This is a genomic window from Craurococcus roseus (assembly GCF_039523795.1).
In the GTDB taxonomy this organism is placed as follows: domain Bacteria; phylum Pseudomonadota; class Alphaproteobacteria; order Acetobacterales; family Acetobacteraceae; genus Craurococcus; species Craurococcus roseus.
On sequence record NZ_BAAAFZ010000045.1, the window covers coordinates 24,661 to 42,584 of the forward strand.

The 17,924-nt window shown below is 72.2% G+C and carries 21 protein-coding genes and 1 pseudogene; 9 read left to right on the forward strand and 13 right to left on the reverse strand.

Going from position 1 to position 17,924, the window contains the following annotated elements; genetic code table 11:
• Positions 1–231 precede the first annotated feature (231 nt).
• Complete coding sequence (locus ABD067_RS14415; protein WP_343896012.1) at positions 232–810, forward strand: hypothetical protein; 579 nt, start codon at positions 232–234, stop codon at positions 808–810.
• A gap of 98 nt (positions 811–908) precedes the next feature.
• Here ABD067_RS14415 and ABD067_RS14420 read toward each other — a convergent pair whose 3' ends face one another.
• Entirely contained in the window at positions 909–1,253 is a 345-nt protein-coding gene (locus ABD067_RS14420; RefSeq protein WP_343896013.1) for a DUF4440 domain-containing protein, read from the reverse strand.
• The gene (locus tag ABD067_RS14425; RefSeq protein ID WP_343896014.1) at positions 1,253–1,798 is read right to left on the reverse strand and encodes an NUDIX hydrolase; all 546 of its coding nucleotides are present in this window, start codon (positions 1,796–1,798) and stop codon (positions 1,253–1,255) included. The genes ABD067_RS14420 and ABD067_RS14425 overlap by 1 nt, the downstream gene beginning before the upstream one ends.
• A 184-nt stretch (positions 1,799–1,982) precedes the next feature.
• Here ABD067_RS14425 and ABD067_RS14430 point away from each other — a divergent pair, with 184 nt between their 5' ends.
• Together ABD067_RS14430 and ABD067_RS14435 are read left to right on the forward strand one after the other, a co-directional pair.
• Positions 1,983–2,354 carry a nuclear transport factor 2 family protein gene (locus ABD067_RS14430; protein WP_343896015.1) on the forward strand — a complete coding sequence of 124 codons (372 nt, stop codon included), beginning with the start codon at positions 1,983–1,985 and terminating at the stop codon, positions 2,352–2,354.
• 61 nt (positions 2,355–2,415) lie between these two features.
• On the forward strand, positions 2,416–3,099 hold the full coding sequence (locus ABD067_RS14435; RefSeq protein ID WP_343896016.1) for a sulfite oxidase-like oxidoreductase: 684 nt from the start codon (positions 2,416–2,418) through the stop codon (positions 3,097–3,099).
• Here ABD067_RS14435 and ABD067_RS14440 read toward each other — a convergent pair.
• Positions 3,081–3,740: a uracil-DNA glycosylase gene (locus ABD067_RS14440; protein WP_343896018.1), complete on the reverse strand. Its 660-nt coding sequence runs from the start codon at positions 3,738–3,740 to the stop codon at positions 3,081–3,083. The two genes, ABD067_RS14435 and ABD067_RS14440, sit on opposite strands and share 19 nt — an antisense overlap.
• A gap of 11 nt (positions 3,741–3,751) precedes the next feature.
• A complete protein-coding gene (locus tag ABD067_RS14445) occupies positions 3,752–4,399 on the reverse strand; it encodes a LabA-like NYN domain-containing protein (protein ID WP_343896019.1) in 648 nt (215 codons plus the stop codon).
• 96 nt (positions 4,400–4,495) lie between these two features.
• On the opposite strand from ABD067_RS14445, the gene folK reads away from it, so the two are divergent.
• The 5 genes from folK to ABD067_RS14470 all read left to right on the forward strand — a co-directional run bounded on the left by folK (position 4,496) and on the right by ABD067_RS14470 (position 9,052).
• Positions 4,496–4,996, forward strand: coding sequence for a 2-amino-4-hydroxy-6-hydroxymethyldihydropteridine diphosphokinase (gene folK / locus ABD067_RS14450; protein ID WP_343896048.1), 501 nt, complete (start codon positions 4,496–4,498; stop codon positions 4,994–4,996).
• A 127-nt stretch (positions 4,997–5,123) separates the two neighbouring features.
• Positions 5,124–5,525, forward strand: a complete 402-nt coding sequence (rpoZ, locus tag ABD067_RS14455; RefSeq protein ID WP_343896020.1) for a DNA-directed RNA polymerase subunit omega — start codon at positions 5,124–5,126, stop codon at positions 5,523–5,525.
• 46 nt (positions 5,526–5,571) lie between these two features.
• Positions 5,572–7,851, forward strand: a complete 2,280-nt coding sequence (locus tag ABD067_RS14460; protein WP_343896021.1) for a RelA/SpoT family protein — start codon at positions 5,572–5,574, stop codon at positions 7,849–7,851.
• The gene (gene acpS, locus ABD067_RS14465; RefSeq protein ID WP_343896022.1) at positions 7,848–8,315 is read left to right on the forward strand and encodes a holo-ACP synthase; all 468 of its coding nucleotides are present in this window, start codon (positions 7,848–7,850) and stop codon (positions 8,313–8,315) included. The genes ABD067_RS14460 and acpS overlap by 4 nt, the downstream gene beginning before the upstream one ends.
• Positions 8,312–9,052, forward strand: a complete 741-nt coding sequence (locus tag ABD067_RS14470) for an SDR family NAD(P)-dependent oxidoreductase (RefSeq protein WP_343896023.1) — start codon at positions 8,312–8,314, stop codon at positions 9,050–9,052. The genes acpS and ABD067_RS14470 overlap by 4 nt, the downstream gene beginning before the upstream one ends.
• Here ABD067_RS14470 and ABD067_RS14475 read toward each other — a convergent pair.
• From ABD067_RS14475 to ABD067_RS14485, 3 genes are all read right to left on the reverse strand, one after another.
• Positions 9,046–9,750 (reverse strand): DsbA family oxidoreductase, encoded by a 705-nt coding sequence (locus ABD067_RS14475; protein WP_343896024.1) that lies wholly within the window; start codon positions 9,748–9,750, stop codon positions 9,046–9,048. The genes ABD067_RS14470 and ABD067_RS14475 overlap by 7 nt on opposite strands.
• On the reverse strand, positions 9,747–10,469 hold the full coding sequence (locus ABD067_RS14480; protein WP_343896026.1) for a glutathione S-transferase family protein: 723 nt from the start codon (positions 10,467–10,469) through the stop codon (positions 9,747–9,749). Before ABD067_RS14480 ends, ABD067_RS14475 begins: the two co-directional genes overlap by 4 nt.
• Before the next feature lie 78 nt (positions 10,470–10,547).
• On the reverse strand, positions 10,548–10,808 hold the full coding sequence (locus tag ABD067_RS14485; RefSeq protein WP_343896027.1) for a hypothetical protein: 261 nt from the start codon (positions 10,806–10,808) through the stop codon (positions 10,548–10,550).
• A gap of 164 nt (positions 10,809–10,972) precedes the next feature.
• On the opposite strand from ABD067_RS14485, the gene ABD067_RS14490 reads away from it, so the two are divergent.
• Entirely contained in the window at positions 10,973–11,599 is a 627-nt protein-coding gene (locus ABD067_RS14490; protein WP_343896028.1) for a glutathione S-transferase family protein, read from the forward strand.
• A 12-nt stretch (positions 11,600–11,611) separates the two neighbouring features.
• Here the strand turns inward: ABD067_RS14490 and ABD067_RS14495 are convergent, their stop codons facing one another.
• The 6 genes and pseudogenes from ABD067_RS14495 to ABD067_RS14520 all read right to left on the reverse strand — a co-directional run bounded on the left by ABD067_RS14495 (position 11,612) and on the right by ABD067_RS14520 (position 17,915).
• Positions 11,612–12,409, reverse strand: coding sequence for a YdcF family protein (locus tag ABD067_RS14495; RefSeq protein WP_343896029.1), 798 nt, complete (start codon positions 12,407–12,409; stop codon positions 11,612–11,614).
• Positions 12,406–13,272 carry a glycosyltransferase family 2 protein gene (locus ABD067_RS14500; RefSeq protein WP_343896030.1) on the reverse strand — a complete coding sequence of 289 codons (867 nt, stop codon included), beginning with the start codon at positions 13,270–13,272 and terminating at the stop codon, positions 12,406–12,408. Before ABD067_RS14500 ends, ABD067_RS14495 begins: the two co-directional genes overlap by 4 nt.
• 5 nt (positions 13,273–13,277) lie before the next feature.
• A pseudogene (locus ABD067_RS14505) lies at positions 13,278–14,093 on the reverse strand (glycosyltransferase family 2 protein); the annotation flags it as partial.
• Positions 14,015–15,283 carry a glycosyltransferase gene (locus tag ABD067_RS14510; protein WP_343896031.1) on the reverse strand — a complete coding sequence of 423 codons (1,269 nt, stop codon included), beginning with the start codon at positions 15,281–15,283 and terminating at the stop codon, positions 14,015–14,017. The pseudogene ABD067_RS14505 and the gene ABD067_RS14510, both read right to left, overlap by 79 nt.
• Positions 15,280–16,371 (reverse strand): glycosyltransferase family 4 protein, encoded by a 1,092-nt coding sequence (locus tag ABD067_RS14515; protein WP_343896032.1) that lies wholly within the window; start codon positions 16,369–16,371, stop codon positions 15,280–15,282. Before ABD067_RS14515 ends, ABD067_RS14510 begins: the two co-directional genes overlap by 4 nt.
• Positions 16,368–17,915 (reverse strand): flippase, encoded by a 1,548-nt coding sequence (locus tag ABD067_RS14520; RefSeq protein WP_343896033.1) that lies wholly within the window; start codon positions 17,913–17,915, stop codon positions 16,368–16,370. The genes ABD067_RS14515 and ABD067_RS14520 overlap by 4 nt, the downstream gene beginning before the upstream one ends.
• Positions 17,916–17,924: the final 9 nt, after the last annotated feature.

Sequence of the window (17,924 nt, forward strand, 5' to 3'; positions counted from 1 at the left end):
CAGCCCGACAGCGCCCTACCTGGCGTCGTGCGCCGCGAGCCTTGGCCACTGCGCCCCAACCCAAAATCGGAAGGGTCGGGCTGCGCTGCGGACGCCCACTATATGTTCCGTGTTAGCGCTCTCGCCCTTCGCTTCGGGCCGGAAGTTCCTTGGTCGGCCCATCCGCTGAATCGTCGGGAACTGCTTTGGCCGTATGACCTCCCCCGGTGCGGCGACGGGCGCGTCATCGGGGTGACGAGGCTGTACCTCTACATCCAGTCGATCAGCGGCCTGCCGACGGGGTGCTTGCGCGCCGGCGAGCCGCCCGGCGCGGGCGGGCCCGCCTGCGCCGACACGCCGGAAGGACTGCGCGCCGGGCGCGGCTTTTTCGTGCTCGGGCTGCCCTACGACGTCAGCATTTGGGAGCGGCCCGCCGCTGCCGCCGTGAACGGCGGCGAAGACGACCGCCTCCGCCGCTTGACAATCCGGCGCCAGACGCCGCTCGGGAACGAGGAACTGCGGGCGCCAGTGCCGAGCCGTCCCGACCTGGACGGCGGATACCCGACCTATAGGTTGCCTCGCATCGGCGAAGGAGCCGGAGCCCTCGGGCCGCTGCTGGTGGAGTGTGACACCGGGCGCTGGCCGGACCCGCCGCAACCGGGCCGTGGTCCAGCGTCGCATTTCTGCCGAGTGACCTTCGATGCGCCGCGCGTGGGCGTGCGGGTCAGGTACCGCTTCCCGCGCGAGATCTATGACGAGCCGGACTGGCAGGCGCTGGACCTGCGCGTGCGCGAGTGGATCGCCGCGCGCGCCGCTTCGCCATTCCCCTGAACCGCCCGGCGACCACAACGATATGCCAGGGGAGGGGCGTTGTGGCCGTCCTTGGCTGCCTCGGTTGCTCGGGGCGGTCGCGAAGCGGGCGGCGCGCCTCAAACGGGTGTCTGCTGGTGCTGGACCAAGCGCCAGCGGTCGCCGTCCCGGCGGTAGGTGGACGTGCAATAGGCGAGGTAGCGCACGGCGCCGTCGCGCAGCCCGCGCGCCTCGTAGGCGAGCACGAGCAGGTCCGCCGCGGGGCGGCCGACATGCCGTTCAGCCATCTCGACCGAGGACCAACGCGGCGCGCCCGCCAGGCTTTGCGCGATGCCTGGGCCTTGGATGATCCCGGCCGGCGCCGGGAAGGCCATGACGCACTCGGGATCGAGCGCCCCGCTGTAGTGGTCCTCGCCGCCGGTCCAGAACCGTTCCTCGGCGCGCCAAGCTTCGTCGTCCGTCATCACAGCATCCCCCGCGCCCGCAGCAGCCCGAAGGCGGCGACGCTGACGCCGTCGCGCATCGTCCCGTCGCGCAGCATGGCCTCGAACTCGGCGATGGCGAAGGCGCGCGTGGCCATGCCCTGCTCCTCCGGGTCGCGCACGCCCTCCGCAGGGCTGAGGCCGGTCGCCAGGAACACGCGGAAGGGCTGGGTGCAGAAGCCCGCGGCGAGGAACAACTCGCCCGCCTCCACCAGGGAGGCCGCGTCGAGGCCCGTCTCCTCGCGCAGCTCGCGCCGGGCGCAGGCGGTGTGGTCGGTCTCGCCGGCCTCCATCAGCCCTTGCGGGAACTCCCACTGCCGCGCGCGGATCGGATAGCGGTACTGCTCCACCAGATGCATCCGGTCGCCGTCGCGCGCCACCACCAGCACGAAGTCGCGCTTCTCCACCACGCCGTAGAGGCCGGGCGTGCCGTCCGCGTAGGCGATGCGGTCCTCGCGCACCCGCATCCAGCGGTTCTCGTAGGCGACGCGGCTGCTGGTGGTGGTGATCTCGTAGTGCCCGGCCATCGGCGCCCCCTGCTGCGGCGCGGCAAACTGACGCCGTCGCCTCTGGCGCGCAAGCCTCGCGCGGATGCGCAACCGAGATCTCGAGTGCGCTTACCCCGCGCGTAATCGCCTGCCGCCGCGCCCTCCGGCAGCTTCCCCGGCGATGCCGCGCGATTCCGCCCGGCGGAACACGCGGAGCGAAACCATGTCGCACGATGCGCAAGCCATCGCCGACCGCTACATCGCCTGCTGGAACGAGCGCGACGTGGAGCGCCGCCAGGCCTTGGTCGCCGCACTCTGGACGGAGGACGCCGTCTACGCGGACCCGCTGATGCGGGGCGAGGGCCACGCCGGGATCGGGGCTCTCATCGAGGGCGTGCAGGCCCGTTTCCCCGAGTTCCGCTTTGCGCCGAAGGGCCGGGCGGACGGCCACGGCGACCGCGTCCGCTTCTCCTGGTCGCTCGGCCCAGCGGGCGGCGAGGGGGTGGTGGAGGGGACGGACTTCGCGGTGGTCTCCGCCGACGGGCGCCTCCGCGACGTCACCGGCTTCCTCGACCGCGTTCCGCCGCAAGGGTGAGGGCGCGGCCCGTGGCAACCCTCAGCGGCGCCGGGTATTCCATCGTGGCAGGAGAAGCGCGATGGACGACGAGGACGACAAGATTCCGCTGACCGGCCGCGTCCGCGAGAAGCTGGTCGAGACCAAGCAGGAGTGGGCGCGCGAGGGCCGGTTGCTGACCGGCCAGACCGCCGACCCGTCGCGCGACCGCCTGCCGCCCGGCCAGCGCCTCGTGCAGGATTGGCCGGTGCTCGACCTCGGCGTGCAGCCCGACATCGCCAAGGAGAAGTGGCGCCTCCGCCTGGAAGGTCTGGTGGAAGCGCCGCTCCGCCTGGACTGGGACGCCTTCATGGCGCTGCCGCAGGCGGAGGCGGTGAACGACATCCACTGCGTCACCCAATGGAGCCGCTACGACAACCGCTGGCAGGGCGTCCGCGCCTCCACCCTGCTGGACTTGGCGCGGCCAAAACCGGCCGCGCGCTTCGTCTCCTTCACGAGCTACGACGGCTACACCACCAACGTCCCGCTGGCCGAGTTCGCCCGCGAGGAGGCGCTGCTCGCCCATTCCTGGGAAGGCGCGCCGCTGACCCGCCAGCACGGCGGCCCGGTGCGCGTGGTGATCCCGCGCCTTTACTTCTGGAAGAGCCCGAAGTGGGTCACGCGGATCGAACTGCTCGGCGCCGACCGTCCCGGCTTCTGGGAGGTCCGCGGCTACCACAACGAGGCCGACCCCTGGAAGGAGGAGCGCTACTCGGACGCTCCGTAGGCGATCCGCTTCGCCTCCGCCACCACCGCCTCGAACATCTCCGGCGTGAGCAGCTTGGTGGAGGTGTTGTAGCGGCTGACGTGGTAGCTGTCGGCCAGCACCAGCCCGTCCGGCAGCGCGTAGGCCGCGCCGTGCGCGAAGCGGTGCCGGCTCACCGGAAGCCCGACCGCGCGCAGCAGCGCCCCGTGCGCCAAGGTGCCGAGCGCCAGCACGACTTTGAGCGCCGGCATCGCCGCCAACTCGGCTTGCAGGAAGCGGTTGCAGGTCCGGGTCTCGACCGGCTGCGGCAAGTTGGCCGGCGGCACGCAGCGCACCGCGTTGGTCACGCGGCAGCCGGTGAGCACAAGCCCGTCGTCTGGCCGCTCCTCGTAACCGCCTTCGGCGAGGCCTTGCTTGAGCAAGGTCGCGTAGAGCAGACGGCCCGCGTAGTCGCCGGTGAAAGGCCGCCCAGTACGGTTGGCGCCGCGCTGCCCCGGAGCCATGCCGAGCACCAGCAGCGCCGCCCCCCTCGGTCCCCAGGACGGGACCGGCGCGTTGTGCCAAGCCGGCTCCGCCGCGCGGTTGGCCTCGCGCAACGCGACCAGCCGCGGGCAGAGCGGGCAATCGCGGCCCGGATCGGTGGACTGGTCGGCGCCTGCCATCGGCGGAAGAGCTACTCCGGCAGGTCTATGTCCCGGAAGGGCTCAGCCGGCGTGGCGCGCGTCGAGGCGGGGGCGGCCATCGCCGCGGCGGCGGACCCTCGGGACGTGGCGAGGCGCGGGCGCGGTTCCACCTGCCGGCGGGTGATGTGCTCGGCCAAGTCCGCGAGGTCCAGGAACATGTCGGCTTGCCGGCGCAACTCGTCCGCTATCATGGCCGGCTGGGTGCGGATGGTGGACACCACCGTCACCCGGAGGCCGCGCCGTTGCAGCGACTCCACCAAGCGGCGGAGGTCGCCGTCGCCGGTGAACAGCATGACATGGTCCAGGTGCGGCGACAGGTCCAGCGCGTCCACCGCCATCTCGATGTCCACGCTGCCCTTCACCCGGCGGCGACCGGTGGCGTCCGTGAACTCCTTGGCTGGCTTGGTGACGACGGCGTAGCCGTTGTAGCCGAGCCAGTCCACGAGCGGACGGAGCGGCGAGTATTCGTCCGTTTCCAGCAGGGCGGTGTAGTAGTAGGCGCGGACCAAGTAGCCCTGCCGCCGGAGGTGGGCGAGCAGGTTCTTGTAATCCACGTCGAATCCCAAGGTGCGGGATGCGGCGTAGAGGTTGGCGCCATCGATGAAAACGCCTAGGCGTTCGGTGCGTTCTTCGGGCAAGGCCGTGGCTCTCGAAATGCGGGTCAAAGCGTCCGTCCCACGCAGGATAGAACAATCATTATAATACGCGAGCGAAAAAATGCGGCTATCGTTGCGATCGGTTCGAACCTAGCCGCCGCCGACGGTTCCAGCCCGCTCCAGACCTGCCAGAGTGCCGTCGCGGCCCTCGCTCGGTTGCCGGGCTGGAGGCTGGCGATGCGCTCGCGTTGGTACCGGACGCTTCCCGAGCCTCCCCTGCCGGGTGCGCCGCCGTTCGTCAATGGCGTCGCGCTTTTGGAACACGAGGGGGGCGGTGGCGATGCCGATCCGGCGCGACTCCTGGCTGCGCTGCACGCCTTGGAGGACGCCGCAGGCCGGGCGCGTCCCTTCCCGAACGCGCCCCGGACCCTGGACCTCGATCTCATCGCCATGGACGGTCTTCAGCGCGAGGCGCCTCCCCCGATCTTGCCGCACCCGCGCGCCCACCTGCGCCGCTTCGTGTTGCAGCCATTGGCCGATATCTGGCCCGGCTGGCGGCATCCAGTCCTCGGACGCACCGTCGAAGATCTGCTGGCCGACCTGCCGGATTCGAACCTCCCGAAACCGATCCCGGGGTGAGATGGCATCCCTCCGGCCATGCTGCGGTGCGGCCGAACGCCTTGCGTGACCGCCGGGCGATGGCTATCTCCTTGGTTTCCCGCCATTGGCGCGACTCCCAACGCGCCCCAGTTCTTGCGAGGTCCCCATGGCGCGCGTGACGGTTGAAGATTGTATCGTCCAAATTCCGAATAGATTCGAGCTGGTCCTGCTCGCGGCGCAACGCGCCCGCAACATCGGCCGCGGCGAAGAGATGACCGTCGACCGGGACAACGACAAGAACCCGGTGGTCGCGCTCCGCGAAATCGCGGAGACCACCATCGACCTCGCCGCCGTCGAGGCCGACCTCATCAAATCGCTCCAGCGCGCCCCCGAGCCGGAGCCGGCGGAGGAGGAGGTGCTCGACCTCATCGCCACCGACGAGAACATTTTCGGCGTCATGGACGTCAGCGACGAGCTGCCCGCCGAGGCGGCGGCCGAGGACTTGTCGCCCGACGACATCGAGGCCGCGATCGCGGCCGAACTCGGCGGCGGCGCGGGCCGCCGCTGAGGGGGAAGCATTGACCGCGCACGGCACCGGGGGGATTTCGGCCCCGTTGCCGCGCGCGCCCGAAGGCACGGCATCCGCCCCGTCCGTCGCGCAAGCGCCGCCGACCGGTGTCGCCGAGGCGGCCGACCTCGCGGCGCGGGTCATCGCCTACGACCCTCGTGCCGACGCCGCGCTGATCGAGCGGGCCGGCCTCCTCGCCGCCGAAGCCCACGCAGGGCAGGCGCGCGACAACGGCGACCCGTACATCACCCACCCGCTCGCGGTCGCCGGCATACTCGCCGGCTTCCGGCTCGACACCGCCACCATCGCGACCGCCCTGCTGCACGATGTGGCGGAGGACACGGCGGTCGGGCTCAAGGAGATCGGCCGCCAGTTCGGCGCGGAGGTGGCGCGTCTGGTGGACGGCGTCACCAAGCTGACGCGCATCGAGCTGCAGAGCGAGCGCACCAAGCAGGCGGAGAACCTCCGCAAGCTGGTGCTGGCGATGAGCGAGGACATCCGCGTCTTGCTCGTCAAGCTCGCCGACCGGCTGCACAACATGCGGACGCTCCACTTCGTCCCGCAGCCGGAGCGCCGCCGCAGGACGGCGCGCGAAACGCTGGAGTTGTTCGCGCCGCTGGCCGAGCGCATCGGCATGGACGCGCTGAAGACCGAGCTGGAGACGCTCGCCTTCCAGGAGCTGCACCCCGAGGCGCGGCAGACCATCGCCGCGCGCCTCGCCTTCCTGCGCGGGCAGGGCGCGGACCTGATCCGCGACATCGAGCGCGACCTGCGGCGCGTGCTGGCCGCGCACGACGTGCCGGTGCTCGACGTGGTGGGGCGGGAGAAGGCGCCCTACTCGATCTGGCTCAAGATGCAGAAGAAGAACGTGGGGTTCGAGGCGCTCTCGGACGTCATGGCCTTCCGTGTCGTCGTCGAGGACCGGGCGCAGTGCTACGCGGCGCTCGGCGCCATCCATGACGCCTACCGAGTGGTCCCCGGGCGCTTCAAGGACTATATCTCCACGCCGAAATCGAACGGCTACCAGTCCCTCCACACCGGCGTCACGGTGCCGGAGCGGCGCAACGCCAAGATCGAGGTACAGATTCGCACCCGCGCGATGCACGAGGTGGCGGAGTACGGCGTCGCCGCCCATTGGATCTACAAGCAGGTCGGCGGCGACGAGAAGGCGCCGCGGCGCTACCCTTGGGTGCGCGCGCTGCTCGACATCCTGGAGAACGCCGAAGGGCCGCAGGACTTCCTGGACCACACCAAGCTCGAACTGCACCGCGAGCTGGTGTTCTGCTTCTCGCCCAAGGGCGACCTGATCGAACTGCCGCGCGGGGCGACGCCGGTGGACTTCGCCTACCAGGTCCACAGCCAGGTCGGCGATAGTTGCGTCGGCGCCAAGGTGAACGGGAAGATCGTCCCGCTGCGCCACCACCTGGAGAACGGTGACCAGGTCGAGATCATCACCGCCCGCGGCGGCTCGCCCAACCCGGCCTGGGAGCGCTTCGTCGTCACCGGCAAGGCGCGGGCGCGCATCCGGCGCTTCGTCCACGCCCGGCAACGGGAAGAGCACGCGCAGAACGGCCGCTCCGCCATCGTCAAGGCCGCGCGGCAGGAAGGGCTCGACATCTCGGAGAAGCTGCTCGAAGGCGCGCTCAAGGCGTTGAAGCAGCCCGGGCTGGAGGAATTGTACGTCGCGGTCGGCTCCGGCGCGCTGACGCCGCGCGAGGTGGTCCACGCCGCCGTGCCGGAACTGCGGAGCCCGCCGCGCATCAACGACACGTCGCCGCTGGCCCGGCCGCGCGGGCGGATCGGCGCTGGGCCGCTGCTGGGGCGGGCGGCGGAGCGGCCCGGGGCGGCGACGGCACGGGGCGGTCCGACGCCGGGGCCGGGCGGGCTGCCCATCACCGGACTCGTCAGCGGCATGCCCTACCACTTCGCCGGGTGCTGCCACCCGCTGCCGGGCGAGCGCATCATCGGCATCGTGACCACGGGCAAGGGCGTGACGGTCCACGCGGCGGATTGCCACAGCCTGGAAGCCTTCTCGCAGACGCCGGAACGCTTCCTCGACGTGGATTGGGACGAGACCGCGGCCGGCGCGCGCACCGGCCGCGTGCTGGTGGAAACGCGCAGCCGGCCCTCCGCGCTCTCCGCCCTCACCGACGCGGTTGCGAAGCAGGACGGCGTGGTGACGGGGTTGAAGGTGCTGCACCGCGACGAAGACAGCTGCGAGGTGGCGCTCGACATCGAGGTGGCGGACCTGCGGCACCTGGAGCGCATCATGGCGACGCTCCGGGCGCCGGTGGAGAACCTGCGGGTGGAGCGGGCGCGCGGATGATCCTCGGCATCGGCAACGACACCGTGGACATCCGCCGGATCGAGCGCACCCTGGAGCGGCACGGCGAGCGCTTCGTCGAGCGGGTGTTCACGCCCGTCGAGCGCGCCAAGGCGGAGCGGCGCACGGAGCGCGTCCGCGCTTCCACCTACGCCAAGCGCTTCGCCGCCAAGGAAGCGGCGTCCAAGGCGCTCGGCACCGGCTTCCGCGACGGCGTGTTCTTCCGCGACCTGGGCGTGGTCAACCTCCGCAGCGGCCAGCCGACACTGAAGCTGACGGGTGGCGCCGCGGAACGCTTGGCCGCCATCACACCACCAGGCCACACGGCGCAGGTGGCGCTGACCATGACGGACGAGTACCCTTACGCGAACGCGGTGGTGGTCATCTCCGCGGTGCCGGCGGCGCCGCTGCCGGAGCGCGGACCGCCAGGCGGATCGCCCGCCTTCGGCGAAGGGAGCAGCGCGTGAACAAGCTCGACATGGAAGGGCGCGTCGCGGTCGTGACGGGCGGCGCGCGGGGCATCGGCTTGGCGATAGCCGAGCGCGCGGCGGCGAGCGGCGCGCGCGTGGCGGTCTGGGACATGGACGGGGCGGAGGCGCGGAAGGTCGCCGAACGCCTCCGCGGGCACGCCGCACGGGTGGACGTGGCGGACGAGGCGGCGATCGCGGAAGCGCTCGCCGGGACGGAGGCGGCGCTCGGCCCGGTGGGCATCCTGTTCGCCAACGCCGGCATCACCGGGCCGAACGCGCCGGTGGAGGAGTACCCGGTCGAGGCTTGGCGCCGCGTGATCGAGGTGGACCTGACCGGCGTGTTCCTGTGCTGCCGCGCCGTGGTGCCCGGTATGCGCGCGCGGGACTACGGCCGCATCGTCAACATCGCTTCCATCGCGGGCAAGGAGGGCAACCCGAACGCCGCCGCCTATTCCGCCGCCAAGGCGGGCGTCATCGGCTTCACCAAGTCGCTCGGCAAGGAGTTGGCCGCGACGCGGGTGCGGGTGAACTGCGTGACGCCAGCCGCGGCCGCGACGGACATCTTCAAGCAGATGACCGAGGCGCAGATCGCCTACATGCTCTCCAAAATCCCCGCCGGGCGCTTCGCCGAGGTGGAGGAGATCGCGGCGCTGGCCTGCTGGCTCGGCACGGAGGAGTGCAGCTTCTCCACCGGCGGCGTGTTCGACGTGAGCGGCGGCCGGGCGACCTATTGAGCGACGCGCCGCTCGCGCAGGATCGCCAACGCGCGGCGGAAGGCGTCGGCCATCCGGTCGGCCGACACCGCGCCGGAGAACAGCACGTGGCCGGCCAGCGCGAAGCTCGGCACACCAGGGATGCCGAGGCGGCGGAAACCGGCGTCCTCCTCGCGCACTTCCGTCGCGCCTTCACCAGACGCGAGGAAGGCCGCGGCGCCGTCCAGGCCGGCCTCCGCCGCGGCCCCGGCCAGCACCGCAGGGTCGCCGATATCGCGGCCGTCGTGGAAGTAGGCGCGGAACAGGGCCTCCACAACGGCGCCCTGTCTCGCCGGGCCGCCGACCGCGCCGGCATGGCGGACCAAGCGGTGCGCTTCCATCGTGTTCGGCGTGCGGCGTTGGCGGTCGAAGCGGAACTCAAGACCCACCGCGGCGCCGGCCGCCGCGACCTGCGCGTCCAACTCCCGCGACCGTTCGAGGCTGCCGAATTTCGCGGCGCGGTAGGCGGCGCGATCCAGGCCTTCGGGCGGCATGTCGGGGTTGAGCTGGAACGAACGCCAATGCACCTCGAACCGCTCGCCACCGTCCGCGAGACGAGCCAACGCGCCCTCCAGGTGCCGCTTGCCGATCCAGCACCACGGGCAGACGGCGTCGGACACCACGTCGATGCGCGACAGAGCGCCGGCGGCAGGGCGGGTGGTCGCTTCGGCCATCGTCATGCGGCGGCTCCTTTCAAGCCGGGCGCGGGGCGGGCCGGCGTCGCGCGCGCGAGGCCGCCGTGGAAGTCCAGCACCCGTTCCCGCCATTCGGCCACCGGGTCGCCGTCCTCCAGCAACTCGAAGGCGCTGCACACACGCGCCCATTGGAAGGCGCCGAACACGATGTAGTCGGCGTAGCGGGGCGCGTCGCCGCCGAGCCAGGGTTGCCGCTCCAGCGTCACGCGCAGCGGATGTAGCACCTCGCGCCGGAAGGTTTTCACCCGCTCCGCCCGGTCGGCGGAGACCTGCTCCAGCGGCATCCCGAAGCGGCGTTCCCGGCTTTCGTGGAAGTAGGCGCGGTCGGCGGGGGCGAGCAGGGGCGGGATGTCGGCCACCACCATGCGTGAGACCTGCGGGTGCTGCACGCCGTCCGCCCAGCTGTTGGTGAAGAGGGACACGGCCTTGCCGCCCTCGCCGCCGAAGAGCGAAGGGCGGTCGGGGTAGCGGTCCTCCAGCCAACAGGCGATGGCCCAGGAGTCGGGCACGACGCTGTCGCCGTCCACCAGCACCGGCACCTTGCCCTGGCCGGAGAAGCCGAGGCGCTCGGTTTCGGTGAAGCGCCAGGGGATCGTCTCGACGTCCAGCCCTTTGTGCGCCAGCGCCAGCCGGCTGCGCCAACAGAAGGGGCTGAAGCGGCAAGCCGGATCTTCGCCCACCAAGTCGTACAGCTTCCTGCCCATGCGTCGGCGCTCCTTGCGACGCAGCTTCGCCCGCGCCGCCGCGCCCCGCCAGGGGCCCCGGGCGCGGCGCGGGGAGGCTCAGCCCAGCTTGAGCATCGGGCAGGCGAGGTCACTCTGCTTCGGCGTGTTGCCGTATTGATGCTCCTTCGCTTGGAAGCCGTTGAAGTACACGCAGGAGAGCACTTGGCCTCGCTCGCGCCACGACGAAGACACGAGGACGTTGGTGGAGCTCATCCACAAGCCCGCGCAAACGATGCACAAAGACGCTATGAAGATTTCGTTGATGTGCATCGCTGAATACACGAACCATCCGGCGTTGTAGCCTCGCGCTTCCGTCATGGTTGCCTTCTCCGCCATGCAACCGGTATAGCAATCAGCGATCATTTCGCCTCGTCAAAGGCGCGTTTGGCGCGAGCGCTCCGCGCGTTGTCATGACCCGGCCCCGCCTTGGATCGCGGCCCGCTTCGTCTAGGCTGCGCCGCGACCGCCGCAGAGGAACCGCCATGATCGTCGTCCACCACCTCAACGACTCCCGGTCGCAACGCATCCTTTGGTTGCTCGAGGAGTTGGGCCTGCCTTACGAGATCGTGCGCTACCAGCGGGATGCGCAGACCCGGCTGGCGCCGCCGGAGCTGAAGGCCGTGAGCCCGCTCGGCAAGTCGCCCGTCATCACCGACGATGGCGTGCGGGTCATGGAGTCCGGCGCGATCGTGGATCACGTGATCCGGCGGCATGGTGGCGGGCGGCTGCAGCCTGACCCGGCGACGCCCGCCTACGACGAGTACGTGCAGTGGCTGCACTACGCCGAGGGCTCGGCCATGCTGCCGCTCATGCTGCACCTCTACGTGTCGCGTTTGGGCGAGGCCGGGGCGCCGCTCGCGCCCCGCATCGAGGGCGAGATCGCCAACCACCTCGGCCACCTCGACGCGTCGCTGCGGGGGCGCGAGTACCTCATGGGGGATCGCCTCACCGGCGCAGACGTCCAGATGAGCTTCGTGGCGGAGCTGGCGGGCAAGCTCGGCAAGCGGGCGCGCTATACGGCCGTGGAGGCTTGGGTCGCGCGCTTGCACGCGCGCCCCGCTTACAAAGCGGCGTTGGAGCGCGGGGGGCCTTACGGCCTCGCGCAGTAGGCTGCCAGCCCGCTACGGCGCCGGGAACAGGGCGTCCGTCCGGTCCATCACGCGGTAGGCCGCCATGCCGATCCACTCGCGCAAGCCCCACTCGAACTCGCTGAGGCGGCCTGGAAAGGACGCGGCGTACCAGACGTGGAGCCCCTTCCCGGTGCGGTAGTTCACCGGCCACGGCACGATGTCCCACCCCGCGCGCCGGTACACGCCGACGGAGCGCGGCATGTGGCTCGCCGAGGTAACGAGGAGCCAGGTCTCGCCCGGCCGGGGCTTGGCGAGAGCGTGGCTCAGCACCGCGTTCTCGTGCGTGTTGCGCGCCCCGGTCTCGAAGATCATGCGTTCGGGCGGCACGCCCATGCCGGTCCAGAGCTGCCGCGCCACGTCCGCCTCCGTGAGCCCGCCGTGCAGCAACGCGCCCTGGCCGCCGGTGAAGAGGAGGCGCGCTCCGGGGTGGCGGCGCATCAGCGCCACCGGCTCCGTCATGCGCTCGGCGGCGCCGTTCAGCGCCGGGATGCCGCGGGCCTCGGTCAGGTCTTGCTCCACCGCGCCGCCCAGCACCACGATGCCGTCCACCCGCGCCGGCTCTTCGGCCGGGCGCGCGAAGCGGTCCTCCAGCGGCATCTGCACCCAGATGTGCAGCGGCAGCAGCAGCAGCGCCAGGTAGAAACCGAGCCCCGCCGCGATCGGCCAGCGGCCCCAACGCCGTCCGCGCCACACGGCCCACAAGCCGACCAGCGCGACGAGCAAGGCGAAGGTGCCGGGGCGAAGCGCCAGCCAGAACAGCTTGGACAGCACGAAGAGGAGGTCGGTCACAGCTCCAGTATCCGGTCCGGCGAGGCCCGGCCGCGCAGCAGGTCGCCCAACGCCAGCAGGTTGCCCCGGAGCCGCCCGGCGCGGTCCACGTGCGGCTCCGGCCAGGCGGCGCGGGCGGCGTTCATCGCCAGGTGGCGGAGCGCGCTCGGCAGGGCGTGGCTCCACGGGAAGCTGCCCTTGCGCGCGAGATAGATCGGGTTCGCAACCTGCGAGTAACCCAACCGCCGCCCCGGCACCCGCCCGGACTTGACTCCGAGGTGGACGCCCCGCGCGCCCTGGAGGCGCAGGATGGCGCCATGCCGGCCGAGGCGGCGGGTGAAGTCTATGTCCTCGTACCAGGCGTAGAGCGGCAGCGCCTCGTCGAAGCGGAGGTCGTGCGCGCGCACCGGCGCCATCCGCACCGCCATGTTGCAACCGTAGCCGTTGAAGTGGGGCGCGCAGGCGAGCGGGTCGGGCGCCGGGCGGTCGGCGGCGAGCAGAGCGCGGCCTTCCGCGACCGAGAGGCCCGGCCCCTTCGCGCCGTCGGCGACCACGGCGCCGTCCGTCACCGCCGCGTCCGGCCGGGCCTCTAACACCGCCTCCGTGACCGCGAGGTAGTCCGGCGCGGGCAGGAAGTCGTCGTCGAGGAACAGCACCGCGTCGCAGTCGCCGGCGGCGTCCAGGATGGCGTTGCGCTGCCGCGGCAGGCCTGCGGGCGCCGTGATGAACTCCGCGCCGGGCATGGTGACGCCCGCGACGTCCTCCGGCACCACGTGGCAGACGATGACGCGGTCCGGCGCGCGCCGCTGCCGGCCGATCTCGGCCAGCGTCTCCGCCAGCACGGCGGCGCGGCCGCGGGTGGCGATGCCGACGGCGATGCGCATAGCGGTCACGCCGGTTGGCCGGAAAGGGGCGGCAAAGGCACGCCCTCCCCGCTTCCCGGCGCGGTGAAGCCGGCCCAGCGCCCCCGCAAGCTCTCCAGATGGTGGCGCACCGCCACCGCATCGCCGTGGAGGGCTCCGAGCGCCGCGCCGCCGACCGGGCGGACGAAGAAGGGCAGCCAGACCGAAGTCGGAACACGGTGCCGGCGCAGCACGAAGCCGAGGCCGGTGCCGTAGAGCCGCGCCCGCTCCGCCGCCGCCGCGGTCATTCGCTTGTCGGGATGCGCGACGCGCAGTTCCGGGTCGTAGAGCGCCTTGTGGCCGGCGGCGACCGCGCGCAGCACGAGGTCGTTGCCCTCGGCCGAGCCGAAGGGCGTCCCAGGGCCGAGCCGTTCGTCGAAGCCGCCCAGCGCCAGCGCGGTCTCGCGCCGCAGGAACAGGTTGAACTCGATCACGCTGGTCCAGGCGTTGGCCGGCGTGATCGGCCCGCCGTCCCGCCGCCACCGGCCCGAGCCGAGCCCGCCCTCCGGCGAGGCGGCCGGACCGGTCAGGACGCGCAGCGCGGGGTCGGCGGCGAAGGCCGCGTCCACCCGCGCCAGCACGCCCGGCGGGTAGACGCAATCGTCGTCCGGGAAGCCGACGATGGCGCCCCGCGCCAGGGAGAGGCCGAGGTTGCGGGCGTGGCAGGCGTTGGCGCGGTCCGACCGGTGCCGCACGAGCGGCACGCGGCCGGCGTGGCGCGCGATCACCGGGGCGAGGCGGTCGTCCTCGTTCTGGTCGACGACGATGGCCTCGGCATCGGCGCGGCCCTGCGAGGCAAGAGAGTCGAGAAAGGCTCCGACTTCGCCGCTGCGGCCGCGGGTGGCCACGATGAGGGAGAATCGCATGTCTGGTCCAGCATGTGGTCGGCGACGATGCGCCGCATCGCGTTCTTGAACCGCTCGCGGCCGAAGCGCTGCGCGTTGGCGCGGCAGTCCGCGGCGGAGATGCCGCGAGGCAGCGCTTCGAACCGCTCCACCGCCGCGGCGATGGCCGCCGCCGATTGCTCCGCGAAGAACAGGCCGGTCGGCTCCGGGTCCGGCGGGGCGCGGACGATGTCGCGCGCGCCGCCCCGGCCGTAGGCGATGACCGGCGTGCCGCAGGCCTGCGCCTCCACCATGGCGATGCCGAAGTCCTCTTCGGCGGCGAAGACGAACGCCCGCGCGGTGCGCACCGCCTCCACCAGATCCGCTTGCGGCACGCGGCCGCGCAATTCGATGTTGGGGGCGCCCGCGGCGGCCGCCTGCACGCGCTTCCATTCCGGCCCATCGCCCAGCACGACGAGGCGGCGCGAGGGCATGGCCCGGAACGCCTCCACCACCAGGTCCACCCGCTTGTACGGCACCATGCGCGAGGCGACGACGTAATGGTCGCCCCGCCGCGCCCCGTTCGGCGGGAAGCCCGCGACGTCCACCGGCGGATGCACCACCAGCGCCTCGCGCCGCCAAGCCTTGCGGATGCGGTCGGCGATGTAGCCAGAATTCGCCACCATCACGTCCACGCCGGCGGCGGAGCTGCGGTCCCAGATGCGGAGCCCGTGCAGCAGCAGCCGCGTCAGCGCGCCCTTCAACCCGCGCTCCATCCCGGATTGGCGCAGGTACTGGTGCTGCAGGTCCCAGGCGTAGCGCATGGGGCTGTGGATGTAGCTGACGTGGAGCTGCCCCGGCCCGGTCAGCACGCCCTTGGCCACCGCGTGCGAGGAGGACACCACGAGGTCGTAGCCGGAAAGGTCGAGCTGCTCGATCGCCAACGGCATCAGCGGCAGGAACATCCGGAAGCACCGGCGCGCGAAGGGCAGGCGCTGGATGAAGGTGGTGCGCACCGGCTTGCCGCGGAGGAAGGCGCGCTCGCCCGCGGGCACGAAGTCGCACACGGCGAAGAGGTCCGCCTCCGGCCAGATTTCCAGGAGCTGCTCGAGCACGCGCTCGGAGCCCGCATAGCAATCGAGCCACTCGTGAACGACCGCGACCTTCATCGTCCCGCCTCCGCCGATCCCGTCGGCAACAACGCCAGCAGCCGCTCCGCAGCGGCGTGCCAAGAGAACCCCGCGGCGCGCGCCAAGCCGCGGCGGCGCAGATCCTGCGCCAAGCCGGGCTCCCGCAGCAGCCGCTCCAATGCTTCCGCGGGGCGGGGGTGTCCGCCCGCGGCGTCGAACCACAGCGCCGCGTCGCCGCAGACCTCCGGCACCGCTCCGGCGGTGGCGGCGAGCACCGGGCAGCCGCAGGCCATCGCTTCCAGCGGCGGCAACCCGAATCCTTCGTAACGCGACGGGAAGATGAGGCAGAGCGCCGCCTCGTACAGCGCGCGCAGCTCCGCGTCCGTCACCCGCCCGAGGGCCACCACAGCTTCGCCGGATGGGTCGGCCGCGTTGCGGAACACCCCGGGGTCGGCCGCGCCGGCCACCGCCAGCCGCATTCCCTCCATAGACAGAGTCGCCGCCACCTCGGACAACACGTTCAGCCCCTTGTGCGCCGCCCGCGTGCCGACCGCGAGCGCGAAGCGTCCCGGCTCCAGGCCGTGCCGCGCCAACACGGCGGTTTCGGCCGGTTCGCGCAAGATGTGCTCGGCGCCTTCCGGCAGCACACCGATCCGCCCGGGATCGATGCGGAGGGTGTACGCGATGCGGCAACGCGAAAACTCGGACACGGTGAGCAGCCGCGCGCCGCAGCGGGGCAAGGCGCGGTGTAGGGCGCGGTACCACGCCCGGAACGCTTTCGAGTACGAGCCCGGCGTGTCGAACACCCCGGCGTCGTGGATCACCACCGCTTGGCGCCTGCCCGCCAGCAGCGGCGCCGTGTTGCCAAGGCTGACCAGCACCGAGTCGCCGGCGCGCCGCGGCAGCTCCGCTTGCTCCCAGGCTTGGCCGCGCAACCGGCCGAAACGCTCCACGGCGAGGTGCGGGAAGGCCGAAGCGTCGGCGCCGGACGGCACGAGCAGCCGCAGCGGCTTGCAGGCGCCCGCCGCGGCCATGCGGTCCAAGGCGGCCGTCATCTCGGCGGCGAAGCGTTGCACGCCGGTGGTCCGCTGCGTCAAGAAGCGGCCGTTGATGGCGACGGGGCTCACGACGGCAGGTGCCCGGCCGCGCGGCGGGGGCGAAGGAGTGCAGCGGGTCGCCGCAGCAAGGCCCGCTCCTCGGTGTCCAGCGCGCGCAAGGCGAGCAGTGCGAAGCCGGCCAGCGCCAAGCCGCCCGCCGCGAACGGGGCGGCGATGCGGATGCCATGGGGCGCGAAAGCCGCCGCGGCGAGAAGCGCCAGGAGGCCCGCACCGGCGCCCGCGAGCGGCGCGATGACGCGCCCCGCCGCCTCCGCCGCCGGCGGATAGAGCTTGGCCGCCAGCACCAGCTTGGCCCCGCAGTCCACGGCCGCGCGCAACGCCCAGGCGACGGCCGCGCCCTCGATGCCAGCCGCGAGGAGCAGCGCGGCGCAGAGCGGCAGGAACACCGCCGCTTCCGCGAGCGACAGCAGCGCCGTGGCGTCCGGCCGCCCGATGGCGTCGAGGAGGGCCGCCGGCGCGAAGGCGACGCAACTGAAGAAGATGCCGACGGCGAGGATGCGCAGCACGCCGGCGCCGTTCTCCGCGAACTCCCCGCCGAGCCAGAGCCACAAGACCTCCCGTGCCCCGCCGACCAGGAGGAGGCAAGCCGGCAGCACCAGCGCCATGACGAGCAGGGCGCCGCGCCGGAGCAGCGCCGCGGCTTCCGACGGGTCGGCGGCGAAGCTCGCGGCGATGGCGGGCAGCATGGTCTGCGCTACCGCGACCGGCAGGATCCAGGCGCGGAGCACGAGGTCGAGCGGCGTGGCGTAGTACGCGACGGCGGCGAGCGACAGCAGCGCGCCGATCAAGAACCGGTCGGCGTAAACGAGGGCCTGGGTCGTGATGCCGGACATCGTCATCCATCCCCCCATCCGCACCAGGGGCAGGGCGGGGGCGAGGCGCGGCAGGCGCCGGAACAGGCCCGGCAGCAACGGCCGCGCCAACCAGAGGTAAGACACGGTGTTGGCGAAGCGGCAAGCGACGAGGGCCAGCATCACCGCCGTCAGGCTGTCCCAAACCAGGAGCACGAGCACCGGGCCCAGATAATAGAAGATGCTCACCGGAATGGTGACGAGGTTCGCCTCGCGGAAGCGCCGGTGCGCCGCCAGCACGCCCCAGAGCGCCGCGTTCACCACGACCAGCGGCGCCGCCGCGGCCAGCACGCGCAGCCCGCCCACGGCTTGTTCCCGCAAGGCGGGCGGCACCAGCAGCACCCGCTCCACCAGCGCCGGCACGCACAACCAGAGGGTGGCGGCGGCGGCGAAGCTGACGCCGAGGAGGAGCACGAGCGCCGCGCCCACCAGTTCCGCGCCCTCGTCGGCACGCCCGGCCCCGATCCGCTCGGCGAGGGTGCGGGTCAGGGCTTGGCCCACACCCAGGTCGAACACACCGAACACGCCCACCATGGCCAGGGCCAAGGTGAACAAGCCCCAGCGCTCGGTGCCGAGCTGGCCGATCAGGACGGGGGTGAGGAGCAGCGCGAGGAGCAGCGGCAGGCCGCGGCCTGCGGCGTTCCAAGCCACCCCCGCGACCATGGAGCGCGCCCCGGCCGGCCGGAGTTGGGAGTCGCCCATGGAAGATTC